The sequence below is a fragment of the Devosia sp. genome, from assembly GCF_036406155.1.
GTDB lineage: Bacteria > Pseudomonadota > Alphaproteobacteria > Rhizobiales > Devosiaceae > Devosia_A.
On the sequence record NZ_DASWVV010000032.1, the window covers coordinates 1 to 14400 of the forward strand.

At 71.6% G+C, this 14400-nt stretch carries 13 protein-coding genes; 2 read left to right on the forward strand and 11 right to left on the reverse strand.

The window, feature by feature from the left end; genetic code table 11:
* The coding region (locus VGD93_RS02045) for a penicillin-binding transpeptidase domain-containing protein (protein ID WP_395008689.1) at nt 1-1267 on the forward strand (1267 nt) is incomplete at its 5' end.
* On the opposite strand, the gene VGD93_RS02050 is transcribed toward VGD93_RS02045, so the two are convergent.
* The 11 genes from VGD93_RS02050 to VGD93_RS02100 all read right to left on the reverse strand — a co-directional run bounded on the left by VGD93_RS02050 (nt 1264) and on the right by VGD93_RS02100 (nt 13073).
* A complete protein-coding gene (locus tag VGD93_RS02050) occupies nt 1264-2274 on the reverse strand; it encodes an NAD-dependent epimerase/dehydratase family protein (protein WP_395008691.1) in 1011 nt (336 codons plus the stop codon). The two genes, VGD93_RS02045 and VGD93_RS02050, sit on opposite strands and share 4 nt — an antisense overlap.
* Nucleotides 2271-3614 (reverse strand): UDP-glucose dehydrogenase family protein, encoded by a 1344-nt coding sequence (locus VGD93_RS02055; RefSeq protein ID WP_395008693.1) that lies wholly within the window; start codon nt 3612-3614, stop codon nt 2271-2273. Before VGD93_RS02055 ends, VGD93_RS02050 begins: the two co-directional genes overlap by 4 nt.
* Nucleotides 3615-3737: 123 nt before the next feature.
* The gene (locus VGD93_RS02060) at nt 3738-4880 is read right to left on the reverse strand and encodes a glycosyltransferase family 4 protein (RefSeq protein ID WP_395008695.1); all 1143 of its coding nucleotides are present in this window, start codon (nt 4878-4880) and stop codon (nt 3738-3740) included.
* A gap of 27 nt (nt 4881-4907) precedes the next feature.
* On the reverse strand, nt 4908-6035 hold the full coding sequence (locus tag VGD93_RS02065) for a glycosyltransferase family 4 protein (RefSeq protein ID WP_395008697.1): 1128 nt from the start codon (nt 6033-6035) through the stop codon (nt 4908-4910).
* A complete protein-coding gene (locus VGD93_RS02070; protein WP_395008699.1) occupies nt 6020-7135 on the reverse strand; it encodes a glycosyltransferase in 1116 nt (371 codons plus the stop codon). Before VGD93_RS02070 ends, VGD93_RS02065 begins: the two co-directional genes overlap by 16 nt.
* On the reverse strand, nt 7132-8094 hold the full coding sequence (locus tag VGD93_RS02075) for a glycosyltransferase family 2 protein (protein ID WP_395008701.1): 963 nt from the start codon (nt 8092-8094) through the stop codon (nt 7132-7134). Before VGD93_RS02075 ends, VGD93_RS02070 begins: the two co-directional genes overlap by 4 nt.
* Entirely contained in the window at nt 8091-9056 is a 966-nt protein-coding gene (locus VGD93_RS02080; protein WP_395008703.1) for a glycosyltransferase family 2 protein, read from the reverse strand. Before VGD93_RS02080 ends, VGD93_RS02075 begins: the two co-directional genes overlap by 4 nt.
* 91 nt (nt 9057-9147) lie before the next feature.
* Entirely contained in the window at nt 9148-10236 is a 1089-nt protein-coding gene (locus tag VGD93_RS02085; RefSeq protein ID WP_395008704.1) for a hypothetical protein, read from the reverse strand.
* Nucleotides 10237-10281: 45 nt separating this feature from the next.
* Nucleotides 10282-11436, reverse strand: a complete 1155-nt coding sequence (locus VGD93_RS02090) for a hypothetical protein (protein WP_395008706.1) — start codon at nt 11434-11436, stop codon at nt 10282-10284.
* A 9-nt stretch (nt 11437-11445) separates the two neighbouring features.
* The gene (locus VGD93_RS02095) at nt 11446-12231 is read right to left on the reverse strand and encodes a class I SAM-dependent methyltransferase (protein ID WP_395008708.1); all 786 of its coding nucleotides are present in this window, start codon (nt 12229-12231) and stop codon (nt 11446-11448) included.
* A complete protein-coding gene (locus VGD93_RS02100) occupies nt 12228-13073 on the reverse strand; it encodes an FkbM family methyltransferase (protein ID WP_395008709.1) in 846 nt (281 codons plus the stop codon). Before VGD93_RS02100 ends, VGD93_RS02095 begins: the two co-directional genes overlap by 4 nt.
* 404 nt (nt 13074-13477) lie before the next feature.
* On the opposite strand from VGD93_RS02100, the gene VGD93_RS02105 reads away from it, so the two are divergent.
* Complete coding sequence (locus tag VGD93_RS02105) at nt 13478-14347, forward strand: glycosyltransferase family 8 protein (protein ID WP_395008711.1); 870 nt, start codon at nt 13478-13480, stop codon at nt 14345-14347.
* Nucleotides 14348-14400: the final 53 nt, after the last annotated feature.

Consider the following 14400-nt stretch of genomic DNA (forward strand, 5'->3'; position numbering starts at 1 on the left):
CCGGCCCGGGGTCCGCCGCATCGAGCTGCCGCTGCGCCGCCGCCTGCAGGACGCGCTGGAGCGGCTTGCCGCCGCGCGCGCCGCGCAACTGGGCCCCAAGCTCTCGGTCGCCATCGTCGCCGCCGACCTCGGCAGCGGCGAGATCCTCGCTTCCGTCGGCTCGGCCGGTCTGTTCGCCACCGAGGCCGACGGCTACATCGACATGACGCAGGCGGTGCGCTCGCCCGGCTCGACGCTCAAGCCGCTCATCTACGGGCTCGGCTTCGAGCTCGGCCTCGCCCATCCCGAGAGCCTGATCGAGGATCGGCCCACCGCCTTCCGCGGCTACGTGCCGGTCAATTTCGACGGCCGCAACCGCGGCACCGTGTCCATCCGGCAGGCCCTGGCCGAGTCGCTCAATATCCCCGCCGTGGTGGTGCTCGATGCCGTCGGCACCGCGCGGCTGGTGGCGCGGCTGCGCCGCGCCGACGTCCATCCCCGCCTCCCCGACGAGACCGCGCCCGGCCTCGCCGTCGGCCTCGGCGGCGTCGGCGTCACCCTGCGCGACCTCGTTTCGCTCTACGCCGCCATTGCCCGCGGCGGGCTGCCGCTGCACCTCGATGACGGCGTCCGGCCGTCGGCCGCCGGCGCTGCCGCCCCGGTGCTCGATGCGGTCGCCGCCTGGTACGTGACCGATATCCTGCGCGACGTGCCGCCGCCGCTCAACGGCTCGCCCGGCCGCATCGCCTACAAGACCGGCACCTCCTACGGCTACCGCGACGCCTGGGCCATCGGCTTCGACGGCGCCACGGTGATCGGCGTCTGGGTCGGGCGCCCCGACGGCGCTTCGGTGCCGGGGCTTTCCGGCATCAGCGCCGCCGCCCCCATCCTGTTCGAAAGCTTCGACCGGCTCGGCGGCCCCCCGGCACCGTTCCGGCCGGCCCCGCCGGGGGCCATCTTCGCCTCCAATGCCGGGCTGCCCGCGCCGCTGCGCCGTTTCCGCCACCCCGACGCCGACATGGTAAGGCGCGACGCGGCGCCCGAGATCGCCTTTCCCGCGGACGGCGTCGATGTCGACCTGGGGCTACGCTCCGGCGCCGCATCGCCGCTCGTAGTCAAGGTGCGCAACGGCGTGCCGCCCTTCACCTTCTTTGCCAACGGCGCGCCCTTCGGCCGCTCCGCCTTCGCCCGCCAGGGCAGCTGGACGGCGGACGGTCCGGGCTTCGTCACGCTCTCGGTGGTCGACGCCGCCGGCCGTTCCGACGCGGTGACGGTGTTCCTCGATTAGGCGTTCGCCTTGGCATAGTCGTTGCGGTACCACTCGACGAAGGCCCGCACCCCGTCCTCGATGCTGGTGCCCGGCACGTAGCCGGTGAGGGCCCGTAGCAGGCCGGCATCGGCATGCGTGCCGGCGACGTCGCCCTTCTGCATGGGCAGCAGCCGGCGGTCTGCCGTCTTGCCCAGGTGCCGCTCGATGGTGGCGATGAAGTCCAGCAGTTCGACCGGCTGGCCGCCGGCGATGTTGACCACCCGGAACGGCGCGACCGGCGACAGCGAGTCCGCCGCGCTCACCGGCTTGCCTTGCTCGGGCGGCACCCCCATCAGTCGCACGATCCCCTCCACGAGATCGTCGACATAGGTGAAGTCGCGCCGCATCTTGCCCGCGCCGTAGATGTCGATCGGCTCGCCCCTTTCGATCGCGGCGACGAACTTGAACAGCGCCATGTCCGGCCGGCCCCACGGCCCGTAGACGGTGAAGAAGCGGAAACAGGTGGTCGGCAGGGCCCACAGATGGGCGTAGGCGTGGCACATTTCTTCGCCCGCCTTCTTGGTGGCGGCATAGAGGGTCAGCGGCGCGTCGGCGCGGTCGGTCTCGGCGAACGGCGTCTTGGTGTTGCCGCCATAGACCGAACTGGTGGAGGCGAACAGGAAATGCCGGGGCGCCGCCTCGCGCACCGCCTCGAGCACGTTGAAGGTGCCGGTGAGGTTGGAGCTCGCATAGGCCTCGGGCTGCTCGAGACTGTAGCGCACGCCCGCCTGCGCCGCGAGGTGGACGACGATCTGCGGCTTCGCCTCGGCAAAGGCCCTTTGCAGCGCCTCGCGGTCCTCCAGCATGCCGATATGGGCGGCGAAGCCGTTGTGGCGCGCCAGCAGGGCGTGCCGGCGCTGCTTGAGTGCCACGTCGTAATAGGGCGTCATGCCGTCGAAGCCGGTGACCTCGTGCCCGTCGGCGAGCAGCCGCCGGCTGAGGTGAAAGCCGATGAAGCCGGCGCTGCCGGTGACGAGCACCCTCATTCGGCGGCCCGGGCGGCCGCGGCCCGCTCGGTCGCGGCCGGCCGGCCGATGCAGCAATAGCTGAAGCCCTGCGCTTCGACCTCCGCCCGCCGGTAGACGTTGCGCAGGTCGACCAGCACCGGCGCCCGCATGGTCTGCCTGAGGCGCTCGAGGTCGAGCGAGCGGAACTCGTTCCACTCCGTCACCAGCACCAGCGCATCGGCGTCCGTCGCGGCCTCGTAGGCGTTTTCGGCGTAGTCCACGGGCGGCAGGACCGCGCGCGCCGCCGCCATGCCCTCGGGGTCGTAGGCCCTGACCCGCGCCCCGGCATCGACCAGCGCCTGCACCACCGCGATCGAGGGCGCCTCGCGCATGTCGTCCGTATTGGGCTTGAAGGTGAGGCCGAGCACCGCCACCGTCTTGCCGCGCACGTCGCCGCCGCAGGCGGCGATGACCTTGCGGCCCATGGCGCGCTTGCGCTGGTCGTTGACCGCTACGGTGGTCTCGACCAGCCGCAGCGGGCTGTCGTGGTCGTGCCCGATCCTGAGCAGCGCCAGCGTGTCCTTGGGGAAGCAGGAGCCGCCATAGCCCGGCCCGGCATTGAGGAACTTGGGCCCGATGCGGTTGTCGAGGCCGATGCCGCGCGCCACCTCCTGCACGTTCGCGCCGGTCTTCTCGCACAGATCGGCGATCTCGTTGATGAAGGTGATCTTCATGGCGAGGAAGGCGTTGGCCGCGTATTTCGTCAGCTCGGCGGTGCGCCGGCCGGTGACCAGGATCGGCGCCTGGTTGAGATAGAGCGGGCGGTAGACTTCCTCCATCACCGCGCGGGCGCGCTCGTCCTCGAGGCCGACCACGATGCGATCAGGGCGCTTGAAATCCTCGATGGCGGCGCCCTCGCGCAGGAATTCGGGGTTCGAAACCACCGCCACGTCGGCGTCGGGATTGGTCTCGGCGATGATGCGCTCGACCTCGTCGCCGGTTCCCACCGGCACCGTCGACTTGGTGACCACCACGGTGAAGCCGCTCAGCGCACGCGCGATCGAGGCCGCCGCGGCGTGCACGTAGGAGAGGTCAGCATAGCCGTCGCCGCGCCGCGACGGCGTGCCCACGGCGATGAACACGACGTCGGCTTCGGCCACGGCCGGCTCGAGGTCGATGCTGAAGCCGAGCCGGCCGGCTGCGGCGTTGTCGGCGACCAGCCGGTCGAGGCCGGGCTCGAAGATCGGGATGCGGCCAGCGCGCAGCGCCGCGATCTTGTCGTGGTCGAGGTCGACGCAGGTCACCTGATGCCCGAAATCGGCAAGGCAGGCCCCGCTCACCAGCCCCACATAGCCCGTTCCGATCACCGCAATGCGCATTGGCCCAGTCCCGTGTCCGTTGCGGCCGCGCACCGGGCAAACCGGCCGCTGCCGCAGCGCCCTAGTTAGCCGACCGGGGGCGCCGCGACCAGTGGGGAATGGCCTGCGGCGGCGATCGGCAGGCTATGGCCCGGCCACCCCGCGCTCCAGCGCCGCGTAGATGCGCAGATGCTGGTCCGTTACCCCGGCGATGCCGAACTCCCGCTCGGCGAGGCGGCGGCCGGCCGCTCCCATGGCCTGCCGCCGGTCGGGGTCGAGCAGCAGCGTCTCGATCGCCTGGGCGAGGCTGTCGGCGTCCCTGACCGGCACCAGCAGGCCGGTGACCCCCGGCTCGATCGCGTCGCGGCAGCCGGGATGGTCGGTGGTCACCACGGCGCGGCCGCACGCCGCCGCCTCGAGCAGCACCTTGGGGACGCCCTCGCCGTAATAGGAAGGCAGCGCCACTACGTGCGCCTCGGCGAGCAGGGTGGCCATGTCGGCCCGCTGCCCGAGGATCTCGACCACGCCCTCCTGCCGCCAGCTGTCGAGCTGGTCGGCGGTGACCGTCGTCGGATTGCCCGGATCGATGCTGCCGGCGAGCCGGAAGCGCGCGGCGAGCCCGCGCTCGCGCAGCAGCCGGGCGGCGCGCACGAACTCCGTCGCGCCCTTGGCCTTGAGCAGCCGCGAGGCGAAGAGCACGGTCGGCGGCGGCCCCGGCTCGGGCAGGTAGCGATACTGCTCGAGGTCGACGCCGGAGCCGCGGATCATGACGATGTTGCCCTCGGGCAGGCGGGCGAGTTTCGACAGCGCCTCCCGGTCGGCCACGTTCTGGAAGATCACCCGGATGTTCCCGTGGCCCAGGGCGAAGCGGAACAGCGGTGCCAGGGCCGCCCGCAGCATCCTGGCGCGCGCCCCGTCGGCGGTGAACACGTGGCCGAGCCCCGAGATGGCGACGACCACGCCCGGGACCCGGCGCAGCCGTGCGGCGATGCCGCCGTAGAGCACCGGCTTGATGGTGACGAGGTGGACCAGATCGGGCTTGAGGCGCTGCATCAGCCGCAGCAGCGCCCGGAAGGCCCGCCACTCGCCGACAGGGCCGCGGCCGCTGCGCGACAGCGGCACCTCGTGGTGCACGAAGCCGTGGCGGGCGATCGCGCCCACTCCCGGCCCGGGGGCGGTGGCGACATGGACGTCGTGCCCGGCAGCGCGCGCGGCGGTGGCCACGGCGAGCCGATGCGAGACGAAGAACTCGGCGTCATTGACGACGATCAGCAGGCGGCCGGCCACGCGCACTCTCCATCCACGTCTGCAGCATCAGGATGCCCCTTCCAGCGTCTGCCCGAGAAGCCTTTCCCAGCGGTCGAGCACCGCGGCGGCGCCGTAGCGGGCACGTATCGCCGCGCCATCCCCCGCCAGGCGCCGGCGCCGCCCGGCGTCGAGCATGAGCCCTTCGAGGGCCTGCGCCAGCGCCTCCGGCCGGCTGGGGACGGGGTCCACCAGCACGCCGTTTACGCCGTCTTCGATCAGTTCGTTCGTCCCCGGGCAGTCGCGGAAGCCCACGGCCGGCAGCCCGTAGGCCAGCGCCTCGGCCGTGGCCAGCCCGAAGCTCTCGTAGCGCGACGGCATCACGAACAGCTGCGCGGCGAGATACTCGCTGGCGATGTCGGCGCTGCTGCCGGGCAACTCGACGCGGCCGGCGAGGCCGAGTTCGCCGACCAGCGCCTCGAGGCGGCCGCGCAGTTCCCCGTCGCCCACGATGCGTAGCCGCCAGCCCGGCATCCGCGGCGCCAGCAGGGCGAAGGCGCGGATCAGCGTCTCGTGGTCCTTCTGCGCCGTCAGCCTGCCGACCGTCAGCAGCGTCGACGGACCGCCTGCTTCCGGCGCCACGTCGGCCTGGGCGTCCGAGGCGAGGGTAAGCGGGTTGGGCACGACCTCGATGCGCCGCCGCAGCGCCGGCGGATACTTGCTCGCGGCCGCCTCGGTGACGCAGGTCATGCGCGCGAGCAGCGGCGGGGCGAGGCGCAGCAGCAGCGCCTGCAGCGGCCGCGACCGGTAGTGCTCGGGCACGATGTGCTCGCTGGCCACCACCGGGATGCCGCTGCCGGCGAGCGCGGCGGCGAGCGGCAGGAACATGGAGTGCATGAAGCCGATGGCGACGTCCGGCCGATGCCTCCTCACCCGCCGCCGCAGCGCCACCATGCGCTGCAGCGTGGCGACCGGCGTCGCCGGGCCGGTGGTCGAGCCGATGCCAAGCCCGATCCGTTCGACCGCCGCGTCCAGCGCATAGAACGGGCGGCCGCCCGGCGCCTCGAAGGTCAGCACCGCCACGTCGTGGCCGCGCGCCGCGAGCCCGTTCGCGACGGTGGCCAGCACCCGCTCGGCGCCGCCGCCCGGGTTGTTCATGGCCTTGATGCAGAACAGCAGTCTCATGCGGGAAGGCACGCGCGCAGCGTCTCCTCCCAGCGATCGAAGACCGCCTCTGGCCGGTAGGGCGCGACCGACTCGGCGGCGTTGCGGCCCATGCGGGCGCGCTCCGCATCGGCCGCCAGCAGCGGCGCCAGCGCCTCGGCCAGCGCCGCCGCGTCGTTGTTGCCGGCCGCGAGCGCGCCGGTCTCCCCGCCTTCGATGAGGTCGGCCACCCCGGCGCAGCCGGCGAAGCCGACGGCGGGCAGGCCGTGCGCCAGCGCCTCGGCCAGGGCATTGGGAAAGCCCTCCCAGCGCGCCGGCAGGCAGAACAGCTGCGCCGCCGCGTATTCGGCGCCGATATCGGCAGTGGCCCCGGGCAGGGCGACACGGCCCGAAAGCTGCGGCAGCCCGCTAACCTGTGCCTCGAGCGCCGCCCGGTCCTCGCCCTCGCCGACGATCCGCAGGTCCCATTGCGGAAAGCGCGGGGCGAGGTCGGCAAAGGCCGCGAGCAGCACGCGATAGTTCTTCTGGTAGCTGAGCCGGCCCACCGACAGCAGCCGGAAGCGCCCGTCGGGCCCGGGTACCGCCGGCTGCGCCTGCGCCGCCGCCGGCGCCACCGGGTTCGGGATGGTCACCATCCGGTCGCGCAGATGCGCCGGATAGAGCGCGCGGTAGCGCTCGAACTGGATGGTGATGCGGGTGGCGAAGCGGAACGCCTGGTGCTGGACGAACCTCGCCCGCGCGCTGCCGGCGTGTTCGTACAGCGTCGGCGCCGTGCGTTCCGCTGCGACGAGCGGGATGCCGAGGCCGAGCGTATAGAGCTGCATCGCGCGGAACGGGCCGCCCTGGAAACAGACGATCACGTCCGGCCTGCCCGCCCGGACCAGCCGCCGCACCCTGGCGGCGCGGGCGGCCACCAGCCCCATGCCGGCCTTGCGGCCCGGATCGCCCATGTCGAGCCGGTGCCAGCCGACGCTCTCGGCGAGCGGGTAGAACGCCCGGGCGCCGGCCCGGTCCCAGCTCAGCAGGGTCACGTCATGCCCGCGGGCGGCCATCTCGTTCATCAGCGCGATGATCATGCGCTCGACCCCGCCGGCCATGCCGTGCAGCGCCCGCGCCACGAACAGCAGCCTCACGATGCCGTGCCCCTGCGCATGGCCCGCTCGTGCCGCAGGCGCGCCGGCCCGGTGCGGAACAGGTGCCGCGTCGCCGCGATCGGGTTGCGCAGCGCGATGGCGAGGAAGGTGAGGGCGAAGCGCCCGTAGCGCCGCTTGAAGTGCCAGTAGCGCAGCCGCGGCCACTGCCGGGCATAGTGGTAGCGCCCGATGCCTTCGAGGAAGGCCCGGTGCTTTTCCGCCACGGCGATCTCGGCGGCGCAATTGGCCTCGGGCGCCTTGTCGGGCGCGTCGGTTGCGTGCTGGATCAGCAGCGGCCGCTCGGTGCCGATGAAGTGGCCACCGGCGAGCGCCAGCCTGATGGCGAAATCGACGTCCTCGACCCGCCGCAGCGCGGGGTCGAACCCGCCGACCGCGGCAAACGTCTCGCGCCGCGCGAGAAGCGACGAGGTCGGCACGCCGGACCCGTAGAACCAGCCCGGTTGCAGGCGGTGGAACAGCAGGTACTCGGCCATTCCCGGCCCCTGCGGCGCCGCTGCGCCCTGCGAGCCGATGGCGGGCAGCGGCTTGACGTAGCCGCTCGCATAGTGCCGCTCGCCGGCGGCGTGGCAGGCGACAAGCCGGGTGCCGGTCCTCGCCTCGTAGGCCGTCAGCACGCCGATCTGCTCGCGCACCCGTTGCGGCAGGCTGTCGTCGTCGTCGTCGAAAAAGGCGATGAAGGCGCCCCTGGCCGCGGCGAGAATGGTATTGCGCGCCGCCGCCGGGCCGCCATTGCGCTCGTGCCGGAGGACGCGCACCCGTGCGTCCCCTGCCGCCGCCGCTTCGGCCGCCGCCACTGAGCCGTCGGCCGAGGCGTCGTCGACGACGATGATCTCGATGTGCGGCCAGTCCTGCGCCCGGGCGCTGGCGATGGCGCACCCGATGGTGTCGGCCGCGTTGAAGCAGGTGATGCCGATGCTGGCGAGCGGGGCGTCGGTCATCTCAGGCCACTTGCCGCATGGAACCGCCGGAAGGCGCGGTTGATGCCGAAATTGGGCAGGGCGCGCAGCAGCCGCTGTGTGGTGCCGACCGGATGGTTCGCGCCCAGCCGCAGGAGGCGGGCGGCGAACGCCAGGCGGCGCCGCGCCAGCCAGTCGTGCTTGAGTTCGAGCCAGTCGCGCGCGAAGCGGTAGCGCGCCGCGCTCGCGAACAGGTCGCGGTGCTTGTCGATCACGGCCAGGGCATAGCGGCGCTCGTCGGCCAGCGTCTTGTCGGCGGTCAGCGTCATGCGCTGGTGCACGAGCGGCGTGCCGATGCCGGCGAAATGCCCGCCCGCGCGGGCCAGCCGGATGCTGAACTCCGTGTCCTCCGCCCGCCGGAACGCCGGGTCGAACCCCCCGAGCGCGCGGTAGAGGCTGGTCCGCGCCATCTGCGAGCAGGTGGGACAGGCTCCGTTGCCGTCCGCGAGCGGGGTGCCGGCAAGGATGCGGTGCGCCACGGCCGGCCCGGCGGGCGCCGGCCGCCCCGCCATTTCGCCCATGGTGGGTGCGATCCGGCTGCTGCCGTCGGCATGCAGCAGGCGCCGCGCCGTGTGGCAGATCACCGGGGCGCCGCCTGCGAAATCCCGCTCATAGGCGAGGATGCGGTCCAGTTGCGCGCCCACGCGCTCCGGCGCGCTTTCGTCGTCGTCGTCGAAGAAGCAGACGAACTCGCCCTTCGCCTCGGCGATGACGCGGTTGCGCGCCGCGGCGACGCCGCCATTGGCGGGTTGCGTGAAGACGCGCAACTCGGGGTGGGCGGCGGCGAGTCCGGCCAGGATGCTGCCGGTCGCATCGCGCGAGGCGTCGTCCACCACCACGATCTCGAGCGGCCGCCACTGCTGCGCCAGCGCCGAGCGCACGGCCCGCGCGATGCTGGCTTCGGCATCGAAGGCCGTCATCCCGATGGTGACGAGCGGGGTCATGGCGGGCGGCTTCTCCGTTGTGGCGGGCCCAGGTCGTGGGGAATAGCCGCTCCGCCGGCGATTGCATAGTCCCGCGGCACCGCCTTGCCGCTCAGCGCGCGGCGCCGGCCGGGGCGGCGGCGGCGCGATGCGCCAGGGATCGGGCGACGATATGCGCGCCGCTGAAGCCCATCAGCACGAGGATGGGGCCGGGGACCAGCCACGGCTGCGTCTGGTTGACGACGGCGTTGACCACGAAGAACAGGGTGAAGGCGACGAACGGGTCGCGCTCGCCGGCGGCGATGTTGCGCAGGCCGAGAACGGCAATTCCGGCAATGCCGAGCAACAGGCCGGCAAGGGCCAGCGGACCGTAGCCCGACCCGAACCGCAGGTACGGGGTCTGCACCGTGCCGATCTGCCGCCATTCCTCGCGCGTGATCCCCCAGGCCTCGTTGACGCCCCAGGGGTTGGCGGCCACCATCAGGTCGGCGAACTTGTCGGCCGTGCCGGGGTAGCGCGGGCCGGGAAAGCCGCCCTGCAGCGTCATCCACAGCCCGGCGACGGCCGAGACCGTGCGCTGGCGCAGCGGCTGGGCCAGCAGCCGGCCCAGGCAGTTGTCGTTTTGCCGGCAGGTGCCGTGACCGCGCCGCGTCGGTGCGAATGCGGGGGCGCTTTCCCCGGCCGTGGCGGTCGCCGGGCCGGCGACGGCGGCGGCCAGCCGGTTGCCGGCGGCGATGGCATAGGGCGAGGCGAGCACCAGCGGCAGGTAGACGACCGCGGCCAGCAGTAGCGGCGCCGCGCAGCGCAGGGCGAGGGCCCGCCGCTCCCCCTTGTACAGCAGGACGAGCGCCGCCAGTTGCAGCGCCAGCAGCAGCAGCGAGATCTTGGTACCCGAGAACAGGATGGCGCAGGCCACCGCAACTGCCAGCAGGCGCCGCCGCGACAGCACCGCCCAGGGCAGCAGCGGCGTCAGCCAGGTGGTGACGTCGTCGCCGAGCACCGAAAAGGCGCGCTTGTAGACGTCGGAGTAGGAATAGACCTCGCCCACATCCAGCACGAAGCTGACGGCGAGCAGCGCCGCCGTGGCATAGCCGAGCAGCGCCAGTAGCGCCGGCCATCGCGCCACCGCGAGGTAGGCGAGCAGCCCGGCCCCGGCGGCGGCGGCCGACTGCACGGCGCTCGAGCCTGCAAGTTGCACCAATATCGTCAAACCTGTGCTCCCCGCGCTTGCCTTTCGCCCGCCCGTTCACGCCCGGCGATAGCGGGCGGTCCGCACCAGCCGCTTGAGCTGGTGCAGCCGGCCGTGCAGCGGGCGCGCGTGCCGTCGGAGCCAGGCCCGCCCCGCACTGTCGAGTTCGAGCAGGCGATAGCGGGGCCGCGCGAACTCGGCGGTGAAGGCGGCCATGGCGGCCTGCACGTCCTCGACGGAAGGCGCCGGCGCCTCCCGCCGGTCCTCGCCGATCGCCGCCAGCGCCGCCCCCGCGCAGGCATAGCGGGCATTGACGATGGCGTTCTCCGGAGCGGCCAGGGCAGCGACCTCGTCCACGAGATCGGGCGGCAGCGTGTAGCCCGTGCCGAACCGGCTGCCGGCCGAGAGGCGCTGCAGGCAGGCGATGATCGCCCGTTCGCGGGCGGCGCCGTGCCGGCCGTGGTTGAGGGCCTTCTTGACCTCGACATAGTCGCGCGCCAGCGACTCGTTGACGCGCAGCCCGGTGGCGCCGAGTCCCAGCGCGGCGGCGTCGATGCCGGCCCGGTGCAGGAAGTCCCTGATCGAATCGCCTGCCACCAGCTGCGAGCGCACATAGGGCACGGCGGTGATGCGGGCGCCCGGCATCGCCTCCTGCCAGATGTCGAGCAGCCGCCCGTAGCGCAGCAGCGGCCGCATCAGCGCGAAGAACTGCCGGTCGTCCTGGTAGGCGTCGCGGCGCGGCAGCGTGCCCTGGATGCGGATGGTGTGGCCGGCACTGCTTTCCAGCCAGTCGACCTGCGGCCGCAGATAGACGAGGATTTCGGTGTCGTGCCCGGCGAGGAACGCGGCGACGCGTTCCACTTTCTCGCGGTAGAGGGCGAAGTACTCGTCCTCGCCGGCAATATCCCAGACGCGCGGGTGGCCGCCGAAGAAGTGCTCGCCGCTCAGGATCATGCGGTTTGCCGCCCGCTGCCGCCCGGCGCCGAAGAACTGCTCCGCATATGCCTCGGCGCCGAGATAGGGGTAGCTATGCCGGCCGGCCACGGCGTCGGCCACGGCGTTGTGGCTGCCCAGGTCGATGGCGACGCCGCCGACCCGGGCCGGCGGGTAGGCAATGCCGGCACGCTCGAGCCGTACGCGGTTGAGCGTGAGGAAGGCCTGGATGGCGGACGTGCCCGTCTTGGATTGCCCGATATGCAGCAATACGCGCATCGGCCGCCCTCAGCCTTCGCCCGGCGCCGCCGGCACCGGCCCGGCCACCCGCGCGCAGCGGATGAAGTAGCCGAACGGCCCCCTGCATAACGGCGCGTCCTGCCGCTCCGTCAGCGTCACCCCCAGGCCCGAACGCGCCGCGTGGTAGGCGAGATCGAGCAGCAGCGCCCAGCCGACACGCAGGCGCTTGAGCGGCCCCGGCGTGCCCACCACGGTCGCTGCCGTCGAGAACGGCCCCCAGGTCAGCGCCTCCACCACCACCTCGCCGAAGCCGTGCTCGGCCAGCACCCGGTGCCAGAAGCTGGGCGTGCCGCGGGTGTAGTCGTCGGGGTGGCCGTGCACCGGGAACAGGAAGGGGACGGTGACGATCAGCTCGCCCCCGGGTCGGAGCACCCGGTGCAGCCGGCGCAAGGTCGCCGACAGGCCGTAGACGTGCTCGAGCGTATTGAGCGCGAGGACCGCGTCGTAGCGCCCGTCCTCGCAGGGCAGGTCGGCGTCGGGCGCCAGCAGGTAGGTGGGGTCCGTCGCGGCGTCGATATTGGCGGATTCGTAGTCGAACCCCGCCGCCGGGTCGGCCCACGCGGCGATGCGGCCGGCATAGTTGATCCGTTTGCCGCCACCGAAATCCAGCACCCGGCCGCTGAGCCCGAGGCCATGCAGGCGCTCGTATTCGAGCGCGCGCAGGATGCTCTTGGATCGCGTCTCGGCCCAGAGCCGGCGCAGGCGGGGGAACGATGGCGTCCGCAACAGCACCCGGGTCGAGCCGGCGTCGTCGTCCGTCTCGGCCGTGGTCATGGCGTCAGCTCCGCGGGGCGTCTGGCTTGGCGCCCCTCGCCCGTAGCCGCGCCGCCATGGCGCCGGCAGTCGAGCAGCGGTTTGGTGGAGCGTCGGCCGGGGATTTCGACGATGTCGTCGAAGGTGCCGGCCAGCACGCGCCGGACGCGTGCGGTGTCGCAGCGTCCGGGATGCAGCTCGACCACGAGGCGCTCCACGCGGGCGAGCAGCCCGGGATCGGTGCACAGGAACGCCTCCTCCGCGCCTTCGATGTCGACCTTCAGCAGGTCGACCGTGCCGTCGCGGCCTGCCACCCGGCGCAGCAGCCCGGCCAGCGACACGGCCTCGACGGTCAGCGCCCCCGCGGCGTCGACGCGGTGGCTCATCGACGGCCCCTCGGCAAGGAACGGCAGCCGCTCGCCGTCGCGGGCGCCGGCCGCCCGGTTGACGAGGTCCCAGCCCGCCGTCGCGTCGCCGCGGGCCGTGCGCGTGCGCTGCGCCACGGCGAGGGTATCGGCATTGGCCTCGACGCTGAGGATTTGCGCCGACGGGCTGGCGCCCAGCGCCCACAGGGCGAAGGTGCCGATATGCCCACCGACATCGAGGATGCGCGGCGCCGACATCGCCTGCAGGTACGGGCGCAGGAAGCCATATTCCTCGTCGCTCAGCACTTCTTCGAGGGCGGAGCTGTCGATGCCGCGGAAATACAGGGGCGCCCCGCGATAGGACAGCGCCAGCACCGCGTGCGGGTTGCGGCGTCGGCGCACGAGAATGGCGGCCGCGGCGAGCGGCCCCCCAGCCAGCGGCATGAGCCAGCGCAGCGTGGCACGGGCGCGCTTCACTCGGTCAAGATGCGGTCTCACTCTTGCAGGCACCCCCCAGCTTCCGCCGCGGCCTGTTCCGGACCCGCGTCGGCTGAGCACCTGCTTGCGGCCGCGGCGGACGTCCGTCCGCCACCACAGGCCCGACCCCGAGGCGGCGCCTCGTCAGCTCCCGAAATCGCCTGTGAAATCTGCCTGTTCCGGCCGCCTGCCACCCCAAACCCCATCGCGGGAAGGGATAGCCTGTGCGGGCGGTAGGGTCGAGTCCCGTGAAGTGCTCAAAATATCGTCTCTGAAACGGCGCGACCGTAACCGGCAGGGCTTTCGCCAACAAGTCGGGAGGAGTACGTACGAGCTTTGACGGATGCCGCGACCGTGCGCCGCTTGACGGGGTCCCTAGGAGAAGTACTTACTGCTCTAGATTTGTACTTTGGGTTGAGTCTTGAATGATAATTGTTTGCGCGCCTGACCGCGCCTACGTCCAGTTGTCCTCGGTCATGCTTCAATCGGTGTCGGCTTGTGGCCAGGTGCCGGAGGCCGAATTCGTCGTTCTGGGTTACCGCCTGACCGATTCCGACAAGGCGAAGATGCAGTCGTCTGTGCCTGATCGAACGATCCGGTTCATAGATGCATCGCGCGCCCTCAAACGGGTGTCGGGCATCCCCAGGGATCACTGGCCGATCTCTGCGTTCGGTCGAATCGTTGCACCCGAGTTGCTCGCGCCAGTCGAGGGCCGCATGCTCTATCTGGACGGTGACACGATTGTGAATGGAAGCTTGCGGGAGTTGATGACCGTGCCCATGAACGGCTGCGCCATAGCAGCGGTCCCGGGAGGTCGCGGGCAGAACGCAAGGCTTGGCTTGGGGGATGATTACGTAGAGTTCAACTCTGGAGTGCTGCTCGTTGACCTTACTGAGTGGCGAAGGCAACGCGTTACGCAGCAGATAGTAGATTGGGTAAATAGAAACGCGTTGACGTTGAAATATCCAGACAATGACCCGCTGATAGCGCTATTCGGTAACAGATTTTTACATCTACAAGATTACTACAATCACACGGGCCGCGATTACAGAAAATGGTCTGTCGACCTGAATCAGGCGCGGATCATTCACTTCACGGGCACCAGGAAGCCCGACTTCAGTGACTGTAACCATCCCGCCAAGCCAATCTTCATGCGGCACCGGCAGAACACCGCATGGAGAGACCAGCCGCTGACGGACCCCGGAATCCGTCGTTGGCGCATGCTTGGCGAGCGGGTGGTGAATCGACTTAACATATTCAGGCACAGGTACCTGACGCCCCCCAGGAATGCCTAGTGCGTCGCAAGGGCCGCAGTCAGTTGCGACCCCGCATACGGTGTGAGGGGTTC

Excerpts from the sequence above, each read along its gene's own strand:
- VGD93_RS02080 (WP_395008703.1), bottom strand. The coding sequence starts at position 9,056 with ATGACCCCGCTCGTCACCATCGGGATGACGGCCTTCGATGCCGAAGCC.
- VGD93_RS02095 (WP_395008708.1), bottom strand. The coding sequence starts at position 12,231 with ATGACCACGGCCGAGACGGACGACGACGCCGGCTCGACCCGGGTGCTG.
- VGD93_RS02105 (WP_395008711.1), top strand. The coding sequence starts at position 13,478 with ATGATAATTGTTTGCGCGCCTGACCGCGCCTACGTCCAGTTGTCCTCG.
- VGD93_RS02075 (WP_395008701.1), bottom strand. The coding sequence starts at position 8,094 with ATGACCGACGCCCCGCTCGCCAGCATCGGCATCACCTGCTTCAACGCG.
- VGD93_RS02050 (WP_395008691.1), bottom strand. The coding sequence starts at position 2,274 with ATGAGGGTGCTCGTCACCGGCAGCGCCGGCTTCATCGGCTTTCACCTC.
- VGD93_RS02090 (WP_395008706.1), bottom strand. The coding sequence starts at position 11,436 with ATGCGCGTATTGCTGCATATCGGGCAATCCAAGACGGGCACGTCCGCC.
- VGD93_RS02055 (WP_395008693.1), bottom strand. The coding sequence starts at position 3,614 with ATGCGCATTGCGGTGATCGGAACGGGCTATGTGGGGCTGGTGAGCGGG.